Origin of the sequence: Streptomyces sp. BJ20 (assembly GCF_022869105.1) — a bacterium.
Lineage (GTDB): Bacteria > Actinomycetota > Actinomycetes > Streptomycetales > Streptomycetaceae > Streptomyces > Streptomyces griseoincarnatus.
Window position 1 is genome coordinate 672,029 of sequence record NZ_CP094918.1, and the last position, 14,164, is coordinate 686,192.

Below are 14,164 nucleotides of genomic sequence, written 5' to 3' on the forward strand. Positions count from 1 at the left end.
GAGTAACGCCCGACTGACGCCCCTGCGGCGAGAAGAGCCGCTCTTCCGATCGAACAGCCGTGCCCGGTAAGTTCACGTGTGCATACGGGTGTTGGCGATGTGCGCGTGACGGGGGTTGCGGGATGGTGGGTCACCGGCCGAGTGATTGGCATGTTCTCGACCTGGACAAGGACCCGACGCCCGGTGACCCGGAGCGGGTGCGCAAGCTGGCGAGGTTCCTGCACGACTTCGCCGACGACGTCTCCGAGGCGTTGCGTCTGGTGAAGGGGATGGCCGGTGAGGGGGCGCTGGCGGAGTGGGCGGGGAAGTCGGCGAAGGTGTTCAAGGAGGAGTTCTCCGGCGTTCCGAAGAATCTGAGGAAGCTGGAGAAGTCGTACGCGATGTGCGGGGACGCGCTCGCGGACTACTGGCCGAAGCTGGAGCGGGCGCAGGCGCTGGCGGACAAGGCTTTGGCGAAGGCGCGTGAGGCGCAGGCTGATCTGACGTCGGCGAAGTCGAAGCTGGCGTCGGCTGAGTCGTGGGTGGGGCGGGCGACGAAGGAGGCCGACAAGTACAAGGACGACCCGACGGGGTCGAAGTCGGACGCGGACAAGCCCGACGAGGCGAAGGTGCGGGCCGCGACCCGGGACGTGCAGAGCGCCAAGAGCGCGCACACGAAGGCGCAGTCGGACGTGACGTCCGCGCAGAGCGCGCTGGACGCGGCGAAGAAGATGGCCGCGGACGCGCGGAAGATGCGCGAGGAGGCGGCGCGGGACGCGAAGTCGAAGATCGACGAGGCCTCCGACGCGGGGATCCAGAACCGGTCGTGGTGGGAGGAGATCGGCGACTGGTTCACCGACAACTGGGACACCATCGTCGCCGCCTGCAAGATCGTGGTCGCGGTCGTCGGCATCGTCGCGATGATCATCGGCGGGCCGATCCTCGGCGCCATCGTCCTCATCGCGGCACTCGTCGTCCTCGCCGACACGCTCTACAAATACAGCAAAGGCCAGGCGTCCCTATGGGACGTCGGACTGGCCGCGCTGGACTGCATACCCGGCATGAAGGGACTGACGACCCTCGGAGGTCTTGCCAAGGGGATGAAAAGCCTGGGCTCCATGGGGCTCAAGGGAATGGCGCTCGGAGTCAAGGGGCTGGGTAAAGGTGCCAGGTCTCTCCTGGGGGAGGGCACCGCGGGTGCTTTCAGCCGCATGAAAACCAAGATCTTCGGCTGCGGGGACCCGGTCGACGTCGCCACCGGAGCGATGTACATGCAGCAAACCGACGTGGAACTCCCCGGTACCTTGCCCCTCACCTTCGTGCGTCGCGCCGCGTCGAACTACCGCTGTGGCTGGTGGTTCGGACCCACCTGGTCGTCCACGCTGGATCAGCGACTGGAGGTGTCCGACCAGGGCGTGGTCCTCGTCACCGAGGACGGCATGCTGCTGTCGTACGAGATGCCCTCAGCCGTCGGCGTTCCTACCGACCCGCAGCAAGGGCCGCGATGGCCGCTTACCGTCGCCGAGTGCGGGGGCATCGAGATACTCGACCCCGAGACCTCGCACACGCGCTATTTCGCACCCCCTGCCGAGGGAATCGCACCGCTTCAGAGGATCAGTGACCGCAACGGAAACACCATCACGTTCGACTACAGGGCGGACGGTACTCCCGAGGCCATGCGTCACTCCGGTGGATACCACCTTGCTTTCACCGTGGACGATGGCAGAGTCACCGAACTGATTCTGCGCGGAGCCGGCGCCCAGGGAGCAGATGTCACCGTGAAGCGGTTCCTCTACACGGAGGACTGCCTCACAGGAGTGATCGGATCCTCCCAGGTTCCGCTCACCTTCACCTACGACGAGCGGTTGCGCATCGCGCAATGGACCGACACCAACGGCAGTCGCTACCGGTACAGCTACGACACCCAGGACCGCTGTACCGCACAGGGCGGGGAGGCGGGGCACGTCTCCCACACCTTCGTCTACGACGGCATCGACGACGACTGGCCCGGGCATCGGGTCACGACGGTGACCAGTGGTGACGGCACGGTGAATCGCTATGCCGTCAACGCCGACTCGCAGGTCGTCGCCGAGGTCAACGCGGTCGGCGCATGCACGACGAGGACGTACGACGTCCACCACCACCTGCTCTCGCACACGGACCCTCTGGGCCGGACGACGCGAGTGACGTACGACGATCAAGGGCGTCCCACAGAGATCGTCCGTCCTGACGGGGAACGCACCACCTACACCTACAACGATCTCGGACTGCCCGCGGTGGTCACTCTGCCCGACGGCGCCACTGTGCGGAGCGACTACGACGAACGAGGAAACCGCACGGCCGTGACCGATCCCGATGGCGCCACGTCACGGTACTCGTACACGGCCGACGGCCACCTGTGCTCGGTCACCGACCCGCTCGGCCGGACCACGGTGATCCGGACCGACCGAGCGGGGCTGCCGCTGGAGATCACGGACCCCTTGCGCGGAACAGTCCGGCACGAACGAGATGCCTTCGGTCGCACCGTAGAACTGACCGACCAACTCGGCAGTGTCACAGAACTCGAGTGGACTCCGGAAGGACTGCTCACCCGGCAGACGGACGCGGACGGTACAGAAACATGGGCCTATGACGGCGAGGGCAACTGTGTTCGTCACGAGGACACCGCGGGGCATGTGACGACCTACGCATACACCCACTTCGACTTGCTGGCGGCAATGACCGACCCCGCCGGGGCCCGTACCACGTACACCTATGACGCCGACCTTCGTCTGACCGGGGTCACCGTGGCCACCGGTCATGCGTGGACCTACGAGTACGACGCAGCGGGGCGCTTGGTGTCTGAAACGGACTTCGACGGCGTCACCACCCGCTACTCCTACGATCTTGCCGGGCAACTCGTCGAGCGCACGGACTCCCTCGACCAGACCGTTCGCACCGAGTACGACGTCCTCGGCCGTGTGGTCCACCGGCACGTCGACGGGAAGGACATCTCCTTCCGTTACGACCTGTGCGGTCGTCTTCTGGAAGCGGCAGGTCAGGACGCCGTCGTCGCCATGGAACGGGACGAGGTGGGGAGGGTGCTCGCGGAAACGACGAACAGCCGGCGCCTCACGCACACCTACGATCCCGTGGGTAACCGCCGTACCCGGACGACACCCAGTGGTGCGGTGAGCAGCTGGAGTTACGACGCTGCCGGCAGCGCGGCGGAACTCGTCAGCTCGGGCCAGGTGGTTCGCTTCGACCGGGACGGGGCAGGGCGGGAGCTGGTGCGCCACATCGGCGACCACATCGCGCTCGCTCACACGTACGACCCGGTCGGGCGCAGGCGTTCCCAGACGCTTACTCACCGCGGCCGCACCATGAGCACACGCCGCTACCACTTCAGCCCCGAGGGGCACCTCAGCGCCGTGGAAAGCGAAGGCGCCGTTGTCAGCCGATATGAGACCGGCGCGACCGGCCACGTCACCTCCGTGCATGGGCCCTTGGGCGGCGAGCGTTATGACTACGACCCGCAGGGCAACTTGACGTACGCCTCATGGCCGACCGGGCTTCCGGCTCCGGAGGCCGCGGGCGACCGCCGCTATCGCGGCACGCGCCTCGTGAAGGCGGGCCAGGTGCGGTACGAGTACGACGCTCAAGGACGTGTCACTCTTCGTCAGAAGACACGTCTGTCACGCAAGCGTGAAACATGGCGATACGAGTGGGACGCCGAAGACCGGCTGACGGCGGTTACGACACCGGACGGCACCCGGTGGACATACCTGTATGACCCGCTGGGACGCCGCATAGCGAAGCGGAGGCATGCGGAGGACGGCATGTCCGTCATCGAGCGGACGGACTTCGTCTGGGACGGCACCACGCTCTGCGAACAGACGACCTGGTCCGCCGGCCAGTCGCACACCGTGGTGGTGACCTGGGATCACGAGGGGTACCGGCCGATCGCACAGACGGAACGCATCCTCGACGCCGAGACACCTCAGGACGAGATCGATCGCCGTTTCTTCGGTATCGTCACCGACCTCGTCGGCGCCCCCACGGAACTCGTCAGCGGTGAGGGCGAGATCGCGTGGAGGTCACGGGCGACGCTCTGGGGCAACACGATGTGGAACCGCTCCGCGAGCGCGTACACGCCGCTGCGGTTCCCCGGGCAGTACTTCGACCCCGAGACCGGCCTGCACTACAACGTCTTCCGTCACTACGACCCTGAGACAGCCCGTTACCTCAGCGGTGACCCATTGGGCCTGGCAGCGGGACTCAACCCATTCGCCTACGTCTCCAACCCGCTGACCTGGTCGGATCCGCTGGGACTTACGCCCTGCGAGGACGCGGCCAAGCTGGCTGCGGCCAGGCGCGAGACCGTTCTCGGACCGAACGTGCCCACACGAGCCGAAGCATCTGTGGGAAGCACCACGAGTCACAACTACAAGAAGACGTTCTTCGACGCCCATCCCCACCTCAAGGGCAAGGTCGTCGTGCACCATGCGATCGAGCAGCAGGTGCTCAAGAAGTATCCGGGCCTCTTCTCGGCGGACGAGCTGCATTCCCTTGAGAATCTGCGCGGGATACCCAAGGGGGACATCAACAGTAAGGTTCACCTGAGCCAGATACGGGTCGAATGGAATAGGTTCTACGACGCCAATCCGAACCCGACCAGGCAGGAAGTAATGGATCAGGTGACGAAAGTCGATGATATGCTCGGAAACTGGTTCAGTCCGAGAATCCGGTAGCCGAGTTCGACGAGATTGGCTTGGAACATGTGGCGTGACCTTATCGAGTCGTTCCCGTCGGACGAGTCCGACGGCCCCGCCGACCCGTCCCTCCTGGACCGGATAGAGAGTGAGCTCGGGCAGTCGCTCCCGTCGGATCTGCGGTCGTTCCTCCTCGAGAGCGACGGATTGACAGACGAGTACGGAACTGACGTCGTCTGGTCGGCCCAGCGCATCCTGGACGACAACATGCATTTTCGTGGAGACGAGCAATTTCGCTCGCTCTACATGCCGTTCGATTCACTGATGTTTTTCGGCGACAACGGCGGGGGTGACCAGTTCGCCTTCGTTCGGGTTCCGGAGCGCAATGAGGTTTTCGTCTGGGACCACGAGACGGACAGTCGAAACCTCGTTTCACCCGACCTGGAGAGCTATCTGCGCAGTGTGCTGGGAAGTGACGGCGAGGACTGGTACAGGTAGGCGGGGTGACCTGACGACCGCGGCGCGTCGTCAGCACCGGCCCGAGTGCACGAGACGCGCCCCGTGAGCCCACAGGGTTTGCTCACGCCACCCCCCGGGGTACTCTCTTCCGCCCGATTGGCCAGCCCCCCGCCCTCTGTGGCAGACTGTCCGAGTTGCTCGGTCGAGTGTTGATGCTGCGCGCCTCCCGCCGGGAGGACCGGAAGCGAGTCCCACAGTACTCGTCGTCCCTGATCAGGGGCGGACGTACGGGAATCTTCCGGGAAGTGTGGTGCGGCGCCGGCCAGGCGCCCGGTGGGCCTTTCGCCCCCGGTCCGCGGTTCTGGTAGGGCCGTGTCAATCCCGCAGGGATGTTCGAACAAGGGACATCTGTGTCAGCGGGAGCGCGACACGCCCGACCGCGTGGGTCGGAGGTGGGGGGAAGCCGCTCCGGGTTCCAGAGCGTAATGAGAGACAGGACTACGAAGTAGCCATGGCGGGACAGAAGATCCGCATCCGGCTCAAGGCCTACGACCACGAGGTCATCGACTCTTCGGCGAAGAAGATCGTCGAGACGGTGACGCGTACTGGTGCGTCGGTCGCGGGCCCGGTGCCGCTGCCCACTGAGAAGAACGTGTACTGCGTCATCAAGTCGCCGCACAAGTACAAGGACTCGCGCGAGCACTTCGAGATGCGCACGCACAAGCGCCTGATCGACATCCTCGACCCGACCCCCAAGACCGTTGACTCTCTGATGCGACTCGACCTCCCGGCCGGTGTCGACATCGAGATCAAGCTCTGAGGCCGGTGATCTGAAGAGATGGCAAAGCAGATCAAGGGCATCCTGGGCGAGAAGCTCGGCATGACGCAGGTGTGGGACGCGAACAACCGTGTTGTTCCGGTCACCGTCGTCAAGGCCGGCCCCAACGTCGTCACCCAGGTCCGTACGAACGACGTCGACGGCTACGAGTCGGTCCAGATCGCCTTCGGCGAGATCGACCCGCGCAAGGTGAACAAGCCCCTCAAGGGCCACTTCGCCAAGGCCGACGTCACCCCCCGTCGTCACCTCGTCGAGATCCGCACGTCGGACGCCTCCGAGTACACGCTGGGCCAGGAAGTCACCGCTGAGGTCTTCGAGTCGGGCGTGAAGGTCGACGTCACCGGCAAGAGCAAGGGCAAGGGCTTCGCCGGTGTCATGAAGCGTCACAACTTCAAGGGCCTCGGCGCCGGACACGGCACCCAGCGCAAGCACCGCTCGCCCGGTTCCATCGGTGGCTGCGCCACCCCGGGCCGTGTGTTCAAGGGCCTCCGCATGGCGGGTCGCATGGGCAACGAGCGGGTCACCACCCAGAACCTGACCGTCCACGCCGTTGACGCGGAGAAGGGTCTGCTGCTCATCAAGGGCGCGGTTCCCGGTCCGAACGGCGGCCTCGTCCTGGTCCGCACCGCGGCCAAGGGGGCCTGAGGTAACCGATGAGCACTGTTGACATCCTTTCGCCGGCGGGCGACAAGGCCGGTACCGTCGAGCTCCCCTCGGAGATCTTCGACGTCGAGAAGGTCAGCGTTCCGCTGATCCACCAGGTCGTCGTCGCGCAGCTGGCCGCTGCCCGCCAGGGCACCCACAAGACGAAGTCCCGTGGCGAGGTCCGTGGTGGTGGCAAGAAGCCGTACCGCCAGAAGGGCACCGGCCGCGCCCGCCAGGGCTCGACCCGCGCGCCGCAGTTCGCCGGTGGTGGCGTCGTGCACGGTCCCGTGCCGCGCGACTACTCGCAGCGCACGCCCAAGAAGATGAAGGCTGCCGCCCTGCGTCACGCCCTCACCGACCGGGCGCGCCACAACCGCATCCACGTCGTCACCGGCGTGGTCGAGGGCGAGAACCCCTCCACGAAGGCCGCCAGGACGCTGTTCGGCAAGATCTCGGAGCGCAAGAACCTGCTCCTGGTCGTCGACCGCGCCGACGAGGCCGCGTGGCTCTCCGCCCGCAACCTGCCCCAGGTCCACATCCTGGAGCCGGGCCAGCTGAACACGTACGACGTTCTCGTCTCGGACGACGTGGTCTTCACCAAGGCCGCTTTCGAGTCCTTCGTCGCCGGCCCGAACAAGGCCAACGACAACGAAGGGAGCGAGGTCTGATGGCTGCCCGTCACCCCTCGATCGCCTCGAAGGCCGCCAAGGCGGCCAAGGCCGCTCGCGTCGCCAAGGCGCGTCGCCACGAGGCCGAAGGCAAGAACACCGTCGTCACCCCGGCGAGCAAGGCGTACACGGACCCCCGTGACGTGCTGCTGAAGCCGGTCGTGTCCGAGAAGAGCTACGCGCTCATCGACGAGAACAAGTACACGTTCCTCGTCGACCCGCGTGCCAACAAGACCCAGATCAAGGAGGCCGTCCAGGCGGTCTTCGAGGTCAAGGTCACCGGGGTCAACACGATCAACCGCGTCGGCAAGCGCAAGCGCACCCGCACCGGGTTCGGCCAGCGTGCCGCCACCAAGCGCGCGATCGTGACCCTCGCCGAGGGCGACCGTATCGACATCTTCGGCGGTCCGACCGCGTAAGCGGTCAGGATCGTTCGATATCGGACGAGGACTGAGAAATGGGTATCCGCAAGTACAAGCCGACGACTCCGGGCCGTCGTGGCTCCAGCGTCGCCGACTTCGTCGAGGTCACGCGGTCCACGCCGGAGAAGTCGCTGGTCCGTCCCCTGCACAGCAAGGGCGGCCGTAACAATTCCGGTCGTGTGACCGTCCGCCACCAGGGCGGTGGCCACAAGCGCGCCTACCGCGTGATCGACTTCCGTCGTCACGACAAGGACGGCGTGCCGGCGAAGGTCGCGCACATCGAGTACGACCCCAACCGCACCGCGCGCATCGCGCTCCTGCACTACGCGGACGGCGAGAAGCGCTACATCCTCGCGCCGCGTGGCCTGAACCAGGGCGACCGCGTCGAGAACGGTCCCGGGGCCGACATCAAGCCGGGCAACAACCTTGCCCTGCGCAACATCCCCGTGGGTACGACGCTGCACGCCATCGAGCTGCGTCCCGGCGGCGGCGCCAAGTTCGCCCGCTCCGCCGGCGCCTCGGTGCAGCTGCTCGCGAAGGAGGGCACCATGGCCCACCTCCGCATGCCCTCCGGTGAGATCCGCCTGGTCGACCAGCGCTGCCGCGCCACGGTCGGCGAGGTCGGCAACGCCGAGCAGAGCAACATCAACTGGGGCAAGGCGGGCCGCAAGCGGTGGCTGGGCGTCCGCCCGACCGTCCGCGGTGTCGTCATGAACCCGGTGGACCACCCGCACGGTGGTGGTGAGGGCCGGACCTCCGGTGGCCGTCACCCCGTGTCCCCCTGGGGCAAGAAGGAAGGCCGTACTCGTTCGCCCAAGAAGGCGTCGAACAAGTACATCGTCCGCCGCCGCAAGACGAACAAGAAGCGCTAAGGACGGGTTGAGATGCCTCGTAGCTTGAAGAAGGGACCCTTCGTCGACGACCACCTGATCAAGAAGGTGGACTCGCAGAACGAAGCCGGTACCAAGAACGTCATCAAGACCTGGTCCCGTCGCTCGATGATCGTCCCGGCGATGCTGGGCCACACGATCGCGGTGCACAACGGCAAGACCCACATCCCGGTGTTTGTCACCGAGTCGATGGTCGGCCACAAGCTCGGCGAGTTCTCGCCGACCCGCACCTTCCGGGGCCACGTCAAGGACGACCGGAAGTCGAAGCGCCGCTAGTCGGCGGGGTGCAATCGACCATGACAGACACTGAAGGGACAACCATGGAAGCCAGGGCCCAGGCGCGGTACATCCGCGTCACGCCCATGAAGGCCCGCCGCGTGGTGGACCTCATCCGTGGCATGGACGCCACGGAGGCTCAGGCGGTCCTGCGTTTCGCCCCGCAGGCCGCGAGCGTGCCGGTGGGCAAGGTGCTGGACAGCGCCATTGCCAACGCCGCGCACAACTACGACCACACCGATGTCGACAGCCTCTTCATTTCCGAGGCCTACGTCGACGAGGGCCCGACCCTGAAGCGGTTCCGTCCGCGCGCCCAGGGCCGCGCCTACCGGATCCGCAAGCGGACCAGCCACATCACCGTGGTCGTCAGCAGCAAGGAAGGAACCCGGTAATGGGCCAGAAGGTTAACCCGCATGGGTTCCGGCTCGGTGTCACGACCGACTTCAAGTCGCGTTGGTACGCCGACAAGCTGTACAAGGACTACGTCAAGGAAGACGTCGCCATCCGTCGGATGATGACGTCCGGCATGGAGCGCGCCGGCATCTCCAAGGTCGAGATCGAGCGCACCCGTGACCGTGTGCGTGTGGACATCCACACCGCGCGTCCGGGCATCGTGATCGGCCGCCGTGGCGCCGAGGCCGACCGCATCCGCGGTGACCTCGAGAAGCTCACCGGCAAGCAGGTCCAGCTGAACATCCTCGAGGTCAAGAACCCCGAGACCGACGCCCAGCTGGTCGCCCAGGCCGTCGCCGAGCAGCTCTCCTCCCGTGTCTCCTTCCGCCGCGCCATGCGTAAGAGCATGCAGTCGGCCATGAAGGCGGGCGCCAAGGGCATCAAGATCCAGTGCGGCGGCCGCCTCGGTGGCGCCGAGATGTCCCGCTCGGAGTTCTACCGCGAGGGCCGTGTGCCCCTGCACACGCTCCGCGCGAACGTGGACTACGGCTTCTTCGAGGCCAAGACGACCTTCGGCCGCATCGGCGTGAAGGTCTGGATCTACAAGGGCGACGTCAAGAACATCGCCGAGGTCCGCGCCGAGAACGCCGCTGCCCGCGCCGGCAACCGCCCGGCCCGTGGCGGTGCCGACCGCCCGGCCCGTGGTGGCCGCGGTGGCGAGCGTGGCGGTCGCGGTCGCAAGCCGCAGCAGGCTCCCGCTGCCGAGGCCCCCAAGGCCGAGGCTCCGGCGGCCGCTCCGGCTGAGAGCACCGGAACGGAGGCCTGACCACCATGCTGATCCCCCGTAGGGTCAAGCACCGCAAGCAGCACCACCCGAAGCGCAACGGCATGTCGAAGGGTGGCACGCAGGTTGCGTTCGGCGAGTACGGCATCCAGGCGCTCACCCCGGCGTACGTGACGAACCGCCAGATCGAAGCGGCTCGTATCGCCATGACCCGCCACATCAAGCGTGGCGGCAAGGTCTGGATCAACATCTACCCGGACCGCCCCCTCACCAAGAAGCCGGCCGAGACCCGCATGGGTTCCGGTAAGGGCTCCCCGGAGTGGTGGGTGGCCAACGTCAAGCCCGGACGCGTCATGTTCGAGCTGTCGTACCCCAACGAGAAGATCGCGCGCGAGGCCCTGACCCGTGCGGCTCACAAGCTGCCGATGAAGTGCAAGATCGTCAAGCGCGAGGCAGGTGAAGCGTGATGTCGGCCGGTACCAAGGCGTCAGAGCTGCGCGAGCTGGGCAACGAGGAGCTTCTGGCGAAGCTCCGCGAGGCCAAGGAAGAGCTGTTCAACCTCCGCTTCCAGGCGGCCACGGGTCAGCTCGAGAACCACGGTCGGCTCAAGGCCGTCCGCAAGGACATCGCGCGGATCTACACCCTGATGCGTGAGCGCGAGCTGGGCATCGAGACGGTGGAGAGCGCATGAGCGAGAACAACGTGACTGAAGAGACGAAGGCCGCCCGCGGTTTCCGCAAGACCCGTGAGGGTCTGGTCGTCAGCGACAAGATGGACAAGACCGTCGTCGTCGCTGTCGAGGACCGCGTGAAGCACGCGCTGTACGGCAAGGTCATCCGCCGTACGAACAAGCTCAAGGCGCACGACGAGCAGAACGCCGCGGGTGTCGGCGACCGCGTCCTCCTCATGGAGACCCGGCCGCTGTCCGCGACGAAGCGCTGGCGCGTCGTCGAGATCCTCGAGAAGGCCAAGTAAATCTCCTGCGGGGCATTCCTCGCAGGACAGTTCCGCCAGGCTCCGGGAGCCGCTCCGCTGAGCGGCTCCCGGGGAACCGGCAGACATTCAGGAGATAGACGTGATCCAGCAGGAGTCGCGACTGCGTGTCGCCGACAACACGGGTGCGAAGGAAATCCTCTGCATCCGTGTGCTCGGTGGCTCCGGTCGCCGCTACGCGGGTATCGGTGACGTCATCGTCGCCACCGTCAAGGACGCGATCCCCGGTGGCAACGTGAAGAAGGGTGACGTCGTCAAGGCGGTCATCGTTCGCACCGTCAAGGAGCGCCGCCGTCCGGACGGCTCGTACATCCGCTTCGACGAGAACGCCGCCGTCATTCTGAAGAACGACGGCGACCCTCGTGGCACCCGTATCTTCGGCCCGGTGGGCCGTGAGCTGCGCGAGAAGAAGTTCATGAAGATCATCTCCCTCGCGCCGGAGGTGCTGTGAGCATGAAGATCAAGAAGGGCGACCTGGTCCAGGTCATCACCGGCAAGGACAAGGGCAAGCAGGGCAAGGTCATTGCCGCTTTCCCGCGCGAGCAGCGCGTCCTGGTCGAGGGTGTCAACCGGGTCAAGAAGCACACCAAGGCCGGTCCGACGGCTCGCGGTTCCCAGGCCGGCGGCATCGTCACCACCGAGGCCCCGATCCACGTCTCCAACGTCCAGCTGGTCGTGGAGAAGGACGGCAAGAAGGTCGTGACCCGCGTCGGTTACCGCTTCGACGACGAAGGCAACAAGATCCGCGTTGCCAAGCGGACGGGTGAGGACATCTGATGACGACCACCACCACTCCGCGTCTGAAGACGAAGTACCGCGAGGAGATCGCGGGCAAGCTGCGCGAGCAGTTCTCCTACGAGAACGTCATGCAGGTTCCCGGCCTCGTCAAGATCGTGGTCAACATGGGTGTGGGCGACGCCGCCCGCGACTCCAAGCTGATCGAGGGCGCCATCCGCGACCTCACCACGATCACCGGTCAGAAGCCGGCCGTCACCAAGGCCCGCAAGTCCATCGCGCAGTTCAAGCTGCGTGAGGGCCAGCCGATCGGTGCCCACGTCACGCTCCGTGGCGACCGCATGTGGGAGTTCCTGGACCGCACCCTGTCGCTCGCGCTCCCGCGCATCCGCGACTTCCGCGGTCTGTCCCCCAAGCAGTTCGACGGCCGTGGCAACTACACCTTCGGTCTCACGGAGCAGGTCATGTTCCACGAGATCGACCAGGACAAGATCGACCGCGTCCGGGGTATGGACATCACCGTGGTGACCACGGCGACCAACGACGAAGAGGGCCGTGCCCTTCTCCGTCACCTCGGCTTCCCGTTCAAGGAGGCGTGAGCGAGATGGCGAAGAAGGCTCTCATCGCGAAGGCTGCTCGCAAGCCCAAGTTCGGTGTGCGTGGCTACACCCGCTGCCAGCGCTGCGGCCGTCCCCACTCCGTGTACCGCAAGTTCGGCCTGTGCCGCGTGTGCCTTCGTGAGATGGCTCACCGTGGCGAGCTGCCGGGCGTGACCAAGAGCTCCTGGTAATCCGGTAGTTCCGGACTCCCAGGGCTCTCGGTAAGCAATGGGAACGGCAGGAGCCCCGCTCCGCATGGCTTAGGCTTGTGGGGTTGGGCACCTGCCGTGCCCGTACGACTTACTACGCCGTAGGTCCACCGCGCCGCACCCGTCCCGTCTCGGATCGGGGAGAGGGATGGCGCACCAGGAAACCCCGGCGAGAGAGGCCGAAGGCCAATTCATGACCATGACTGATCCGATCGCAGACATGCTTACGCGTCTGCGGAACGCGAACTCGGCATACCACGACACCGTGGCGATGCCGCACTCGAAGATCAAGTCGCACATCGCGGAGATCCTCCAGCAGGAGGGCTTCATCACGGGCTGGAAGGTCGAGGACGCCGAGGTCGGCAAGAACCTCGTCCTGGAGCTGAAGTTCGGCCCCAACCGTGAGCGCTCCATCGCGGGCATCAAGCGGATCTCCAAGCCCGGTCTCCGGGTGTACGCGAAGTCCACCAACCTGCCGAAGGTGCTCGGCGGCCTTGGCGTGGCGATCATCTCCACGTCGCACGGGCTTCTCACCGACAAGCAGGCCGGCAAGAAGGGCGTGGGTGGGGAAGTCCTCGCCTACGTCTGGTAGCAGAAGGGAACGGAGGAAACAGCTATGTCGCGTATCGGCAAGCTCCCCATCGCGGTTCCCGCCGGCGTGGACGTCACCATCGACGGCCGCACGGTCACGGTCAAGGGCCCCAAGGGCACGCTGACCCACACCGTCGTGGCGCCGATCGAGATCGCCAAGGGTGAGGACGGCGTCCTGAACGTCACCCGCCCCAACGACGAGCGTCAGAACAAGGCCCTGCACGGCCTGTCCCGCACGCTGGTGGCGAACATGATCACCGGCGTGACCCAGGGTTACGTGAAGAAGCTCGAGATCAGCGGTGTCGGTTACCGCGTTGTCGCCAAGGGTTCGAACCTGGAGTTCTCCCTCGGCTACAGCCACCCGATCACGGTCGAGGCCCCCGAGGGCATCACCTTCAAGGTGGAGTCCCCGACCCGGTTCTCGGTCGAGGGCATCGACAACCAGAAGGTCGGCGAGGTTGCGGCCAACATCCGCAAGCTGCGCAAGCCCGACCCGTACAAGGCCAAGGGCGTCAAGTACGAGGGCGAAGTCATCCGCCGCAAGGTCGGAAAGGCGGGTAAGTAAGCCATGGCATACGGGCAGAAGATCCTCAAGGGCGACGCGTACAAGCGTGCTGCTATCAAGCGTCGTCACATCCGGATCCGCAAGAAGGTCGCCGGTACCGCCGAGCGTCCTCGCCTGGTCGTGACCCGTTCCAACCGCCACATCGTGGCGCAGGTGATCGACGACCTGAAGGGTCACACCCTGGCGTCGGCGTCCACCCTGGACGCGTCGGTCCGCGGCGGCGAGGGCGACAAGTCCGCGCAGGCCAAGCAGGTCGGCGCCCTGGTCGCCGAGCGCGCCAAGGCCGCCGGTGTCGAGGCCGTCGTGTTCGACCGTGGTGGCAACCAGTACGCCGGGCGCATCGCCGCTCTGGCGGACGCCGCCCGCGAAGCCGGACTGAAGTTCTGAGCCGGTTCCGTAGCTAGCGGAAACAGAGAGAGGTAATTCC

At 66.0% G+C, this 14,164-nt stretch carries 20 protein-coding genes; all 20 read left to right on the forward strand.

The annotated features are described in order from the left end of the window. Positions 1-122 precede the first annotated feature (122 nt). Positions 123-4,709 (forward strand): RHS repeat-associated core domain-containing protein, encoded by a 4,587-nt coding sequence (locus MTR79_RS03225; RefSeq protein ID WP_244789115.1) that lies wholly within the window; start codon positions 123-125, stop codon positions 4,707-4,709. 27 nt (positions 4,710-4,736) lie between these two features. Beyond that, on the forward strand, positions 4,737-5,168 hold the full coding sequence (locus tag MTR79_RS03230; protein ID WP_086699957.1) for an SMI1/KNR4 family protein: 432 nt from the start codon (positions 4,737-4,739) through the stop codon (positions 5,166-5,168). Positions 5,169-5,640: 472 nt separating this feature from the next. Then, a complete protein-coding gene (rpsJ, locus tag MTR79_RS03235) occupies positions 5,641-5,949 on the forward strand; it encodes a 30S ribosomal protein S10 (RefSeq protein WP_003948644.1) in 309 nt (102 codons plus the stop codon). A gap of 18 nt (positions 5,950-5,967) precedes the next feature. Further along, the gene (gene rplC / locus MTR79_RS03240) at positions 5,968-6,612 is read left to right on the forward strand and encodes a 50S ribosomal protein L3 (protein ID WP_024883197.1); all 645 of its coding nucleotides are present in this window, start codon (positions 5,968-5,970) and stop codon (positions 6,610-6,612) included. An 8-nt stretch (positions 6,613-6,620) separates the two neighbouring features. Next, positions 6,621-7,280: a 50S ribosomal protein L4 gene (gene rplD, locus MTR79_RS03245; protein WP_048458042.1), complete on the forward strand. Its 660-nt coding sequence runs from the start codon at positions 6,621-6,623 to the stop codon at positions 7,278-7,280. Continuing rightward, entirely contained in the window at positions 7,280-7,699 is a 420-nt protein-coding gene (gene rplW, locus MTR79_RS03250) for a 50S ribosomal protein L23 (RefSeq protein WP_006130779.1), read from the forward strand. The genes rplD and rplW overlap by 1 nt, the downstream gene beginning before the upstream one ends. 38 nt (positions 7,700-7,737) lie before the next feature. Further along, positions 7,738-8,574, forward strand: coding sequence for a 50S ribosomal protein L2 (rplB, locus tag MTR79_RS03255; RefSeq protein WP_033272458.1), 837 nt, complete (start codon positions 7,738-7,740; stop codon positions 8,572-8,574). Between the two features lie 12 nt (positions 8,575-8,586). Beyond that, positions 8,587-8,868: a 30S ribosomal protein S19 gene (rpsS, locus tag MTR79_RS03260; protein WP_031076666.1), complete on the forward strand. Its 282-nt coding sequence runs from the start codon at positions 8,587-8,589 to the stop codon at positions 8,866-8,868. Positions 8,869-8,912: 44 nt separating this feature from the next. Further along, on the forward strand, positions 8,913-9,260 hold the full coding sequence (rplV, locus tag MTR79_RS03265) for a 50S ribosomal protein L22 (RefSeq protein ID WP_006130776.1): 348 nt from the start codon (positions 8,913-8,915) through the stop codon (positions 9,258-9,260). Then, a complete protein-coding gene (gene rpsC / locus MTR79_RS03270; RefSeq protein WP_004927271.1) occupies positions 9,260-10,087 on the forward strand; it encodes a 30S ribosomal protein S3 in 828 nt (275 codons plus the stop codon). The genes rplV and rpsC overlap by 1 nt, the downstream gene beginning before the upstream one ends. Positions 10,088-10,092: 5 nt before the next feature. Continuing rightward, positions 10,093-10,512, forward strand: coding sequence for a 50S ribosomal protein L16 (rplP, locus tag MTR79_RS03275; protein ID WP_004984526.1), 420 nt, complete (start codon positions 10,093-10,095; stop codon positions 10,510-10,512). Then, the gene (gene rpmC, locus MTR79_RS03280) at positions 10,512-10,736 is read left to right on the forward strand and encodes a 50S ribosomal protein L29 (protein ID WP_003974259.1); all 225 of its coding nucleotides are present in this window, start codon (positions 10,512-10,514) and stop codon (positions 10,734-10,736) included. Before rplP ends, rpmC begins: the two co-directional genes overlap by 1 nt. Continuing rightward, a complete protein-coding gene (rpsQ, locus tag MTR79_RS03285) occupies positions 10,733-11,020 on the forward strand; it encodes a 30S ribosomal protein S17 (RefSeq protein ID WP_019526950.1) in 288 nt (95 codons plus the stop codon). The genes rpmC and rpsQ overlap by 4 nt, the downstream gene beginning before the upstream one ends. A 100-nt stretch (positions 11,021-11,120) precedes the next feature. Continuing rightward, complete coding sequence (gene rplN / locus MTR79_RS03290) at positions 11,121-11,489, forward strand: 50S ribosomal protein L14 (protein ID WP_003998823.1); 369 nt, start codon at positions 11,121-11,123, stop codon at positions 11,487-11,489. A 2-nt stretch (positions 11,490-11,491) separates the two neighbouring features. Beyond that, positions 11,492-11,815 (forward strand): 50S ribosomal protein L24, encoded by a 324-nt coding sequence (gene rplX / locus MTR79_RS03295; protein ID WP_086699955.1) that lies wholly within the window; start codon positions 11,492-11,494, stop codon positions 11,813-11,815. Further along, the gene (gene rplE, locus MTR79_RS03300; protein ID WP_006130773.1) at positions 11,815-12,372 is read left to right on the forward strand and encodes a 50S ribosomal protein L5; all 558 of its coding nucleotides are present in this window, start codon (positions 11,815-11,817) and stop codon (positions 12,370-12,372) included. The genes rplX and rplE overlap by 1 nt, the downstream gene beginning before the upstream one ends. A gap of 5 nt (positions 12,373-12,377) precedes the next feature. After that, positions 12,378-12,563 (forward strand): type Z 30S ribosomal protein S14, encoded by a 186-nt coding sequence (locus MTR79_RS03305; RefSeq protein WP_003948630.1) that lies wholly within the window; start codon positions 12,378-12,380, stop codon positions 12,561-12,563. A 211-nt stretch (positions 12,564-12,774) separates the two neighbouring features. Continuing rightward, positions 12,775-13,173, forward strand: a complete 399-nt coding sequence (gene rpsH / locus MTR79_RS03310) for a 30S ribosomal protein S8 (RefSeq protein WP_015658459.1) — start codon at positions 12,775-12,777, stop codon at positions 13,171-13,173. 24 nt (positions 13,174-13,197) lie between these two features. Then, positions 13,198-13,737: a 50S ribosomal protein L6 gene (rplF, locus tag MTR79_RS03315; RefSeq protein ID WP_048458041.1), complete on the forward strand. Its 540-nt coding sequence runs from the start codon at positions 13,198-13,200 to the stop codon at positions 13,735-13,737. Positions 13,738-13,740: 3 nt separating this feature from the next. Next, on the forward strand, positions 13,741-14,124 hold the full coding sequence (gene rplR / locus MTR79_RS03320) for a 50S ribosomal protein L18 (RefSeq protein ID WP_004927235.1): 384 nt from the start codon (positions 13,741-13,743) through the stop codon (positions 14,122-14,124). The last annotated feature ends 40 nt before the right edge of the window (positions 14,125-14,164 follow it).

Bases quoted from the DNA above. Each gene is read 5' to 3' on its own strand.
- MTR79_RS03225 (WP_244789115.1), top strand. From the start codon at position 123: ATGGTGGGTCACCGGCCGAGTGATTGGCATGTTCTCGACCTGGACAAG.
- MTR79_RS03230 (WP_086699957.1), top strand. From the start codon at position 4,737: ATGTGGCGTGACCTTATCGAGTCGTTCCCGTCGGACGAGTCCGACGGC.
- rpsJ (WP_003948644.1), top strand. From the start codon at position 5,641: ATGGCGGGACAGAAGATCCGCATCCGGCTCAAGGCCTACGACCACGAG.
- rplC (WP_024883197.1), top strand. From the start codon at position 5,968: ATGGCAAAGCAGATCAAGGGCATCCTGGGCGAGAAGCTCGGCATGACG.
- rplD (WP_048458042.1), top strand. From the start codon at position 6,621: ATGAGCACTGTTGACATCCTTTCGCCGGCGGGCGACAAGGCCGGTACC.
- rplW (WP_006130779.1), top strand. From the start codon at position 7,280: ATGGCTGCCCGTCACCCCTCGATCGCCTCGAAGGCCGCCAAGGCGGCC.
- rplB (WP_033272458.1), top strand. From the start codon at position 7,738: ATGGGTATCCGCAAGTACAAGCCGACGACTCCGGGCCGTCGTGGCTCC.
- rpsS (WP_031076666.1), top strand. From the start codon at position 8,587: ATGCCTCGTAGCTTGAAGAAGGGACCCTTCGTCGACGACCACCTGATC.
- rplV (WP_006130776.1), top strand. From the start codon at position 8,913: ATGGAAGCCAGGGCCCAGGCGCGGTACATCCGCGTCACGCCCATGAAG.
- rpsC (WP_004927271.1), top strand. From the start codon at position 9,260: ATGGGCCAGAAGGTTAACCCGCATGGGTTCCGGCTCGGTGTCACGACC.
- rplP (WP_004984526.1), top strand. From the start codon at position 10,093: ATGCTGATCCCCCGTAGGGTCAAGCACCGCAAGCAGCACCACCCGAAG.
- rpmC (WP_003974259.1), top strand. From the start codon at position 10,512: ATGTCGGCCGGTACCAAGGCGTCAGAGCTGCGCGAGCTGGGCAACGAG.
- rpsQ (WP_019526950.1), top strand. From the start codon at position 10,733: ATGAGCGAGAACAACGTGACTGAAGAGACGAAGGCCGCCCGCGGTTTC.
- rplX (WP_086699955.1), top strand. From the start codon at position 11,492: ATGAAGATCAAGAAGGGCGACCTGGTCCAGGTCATCACCGGCAAGGAC.
- rplE (WP_006130773.1), top strand. From the start codon at position 11,815: ATGACGACCACCACCACTCCGCGTCTGAAGACGAAGTACCGCGAGGAG.
- MTR79_RS03305 (WP_003948630.1), top strand. From the start codon at position 12,378: ATGGCGAAGAAGGCTCTCATCGCGAAGGCTGCTCGCAAGCCCAAGTTC.
- rpsH (WP_015658459.1), top strand. From the start codon at position 12,775: ATGACCATGACTGATCCGATCGCAGACATGCTTACGCGTCTGCGGAAC.
- rplF (WP_048458041.1), top strand. From the start codon at position 13,198: ATGTCGCGTATCGGCAAGCTCCCCATCGCGGTTCCCGCCGGCGTGGAC.
- rplR (WP_004927235.1), top strand. From the start codon at position 13,741: ATGGCATACGGGCAGAAGATCCTCAAGGGCGACGCGTACAAGCGTGCT.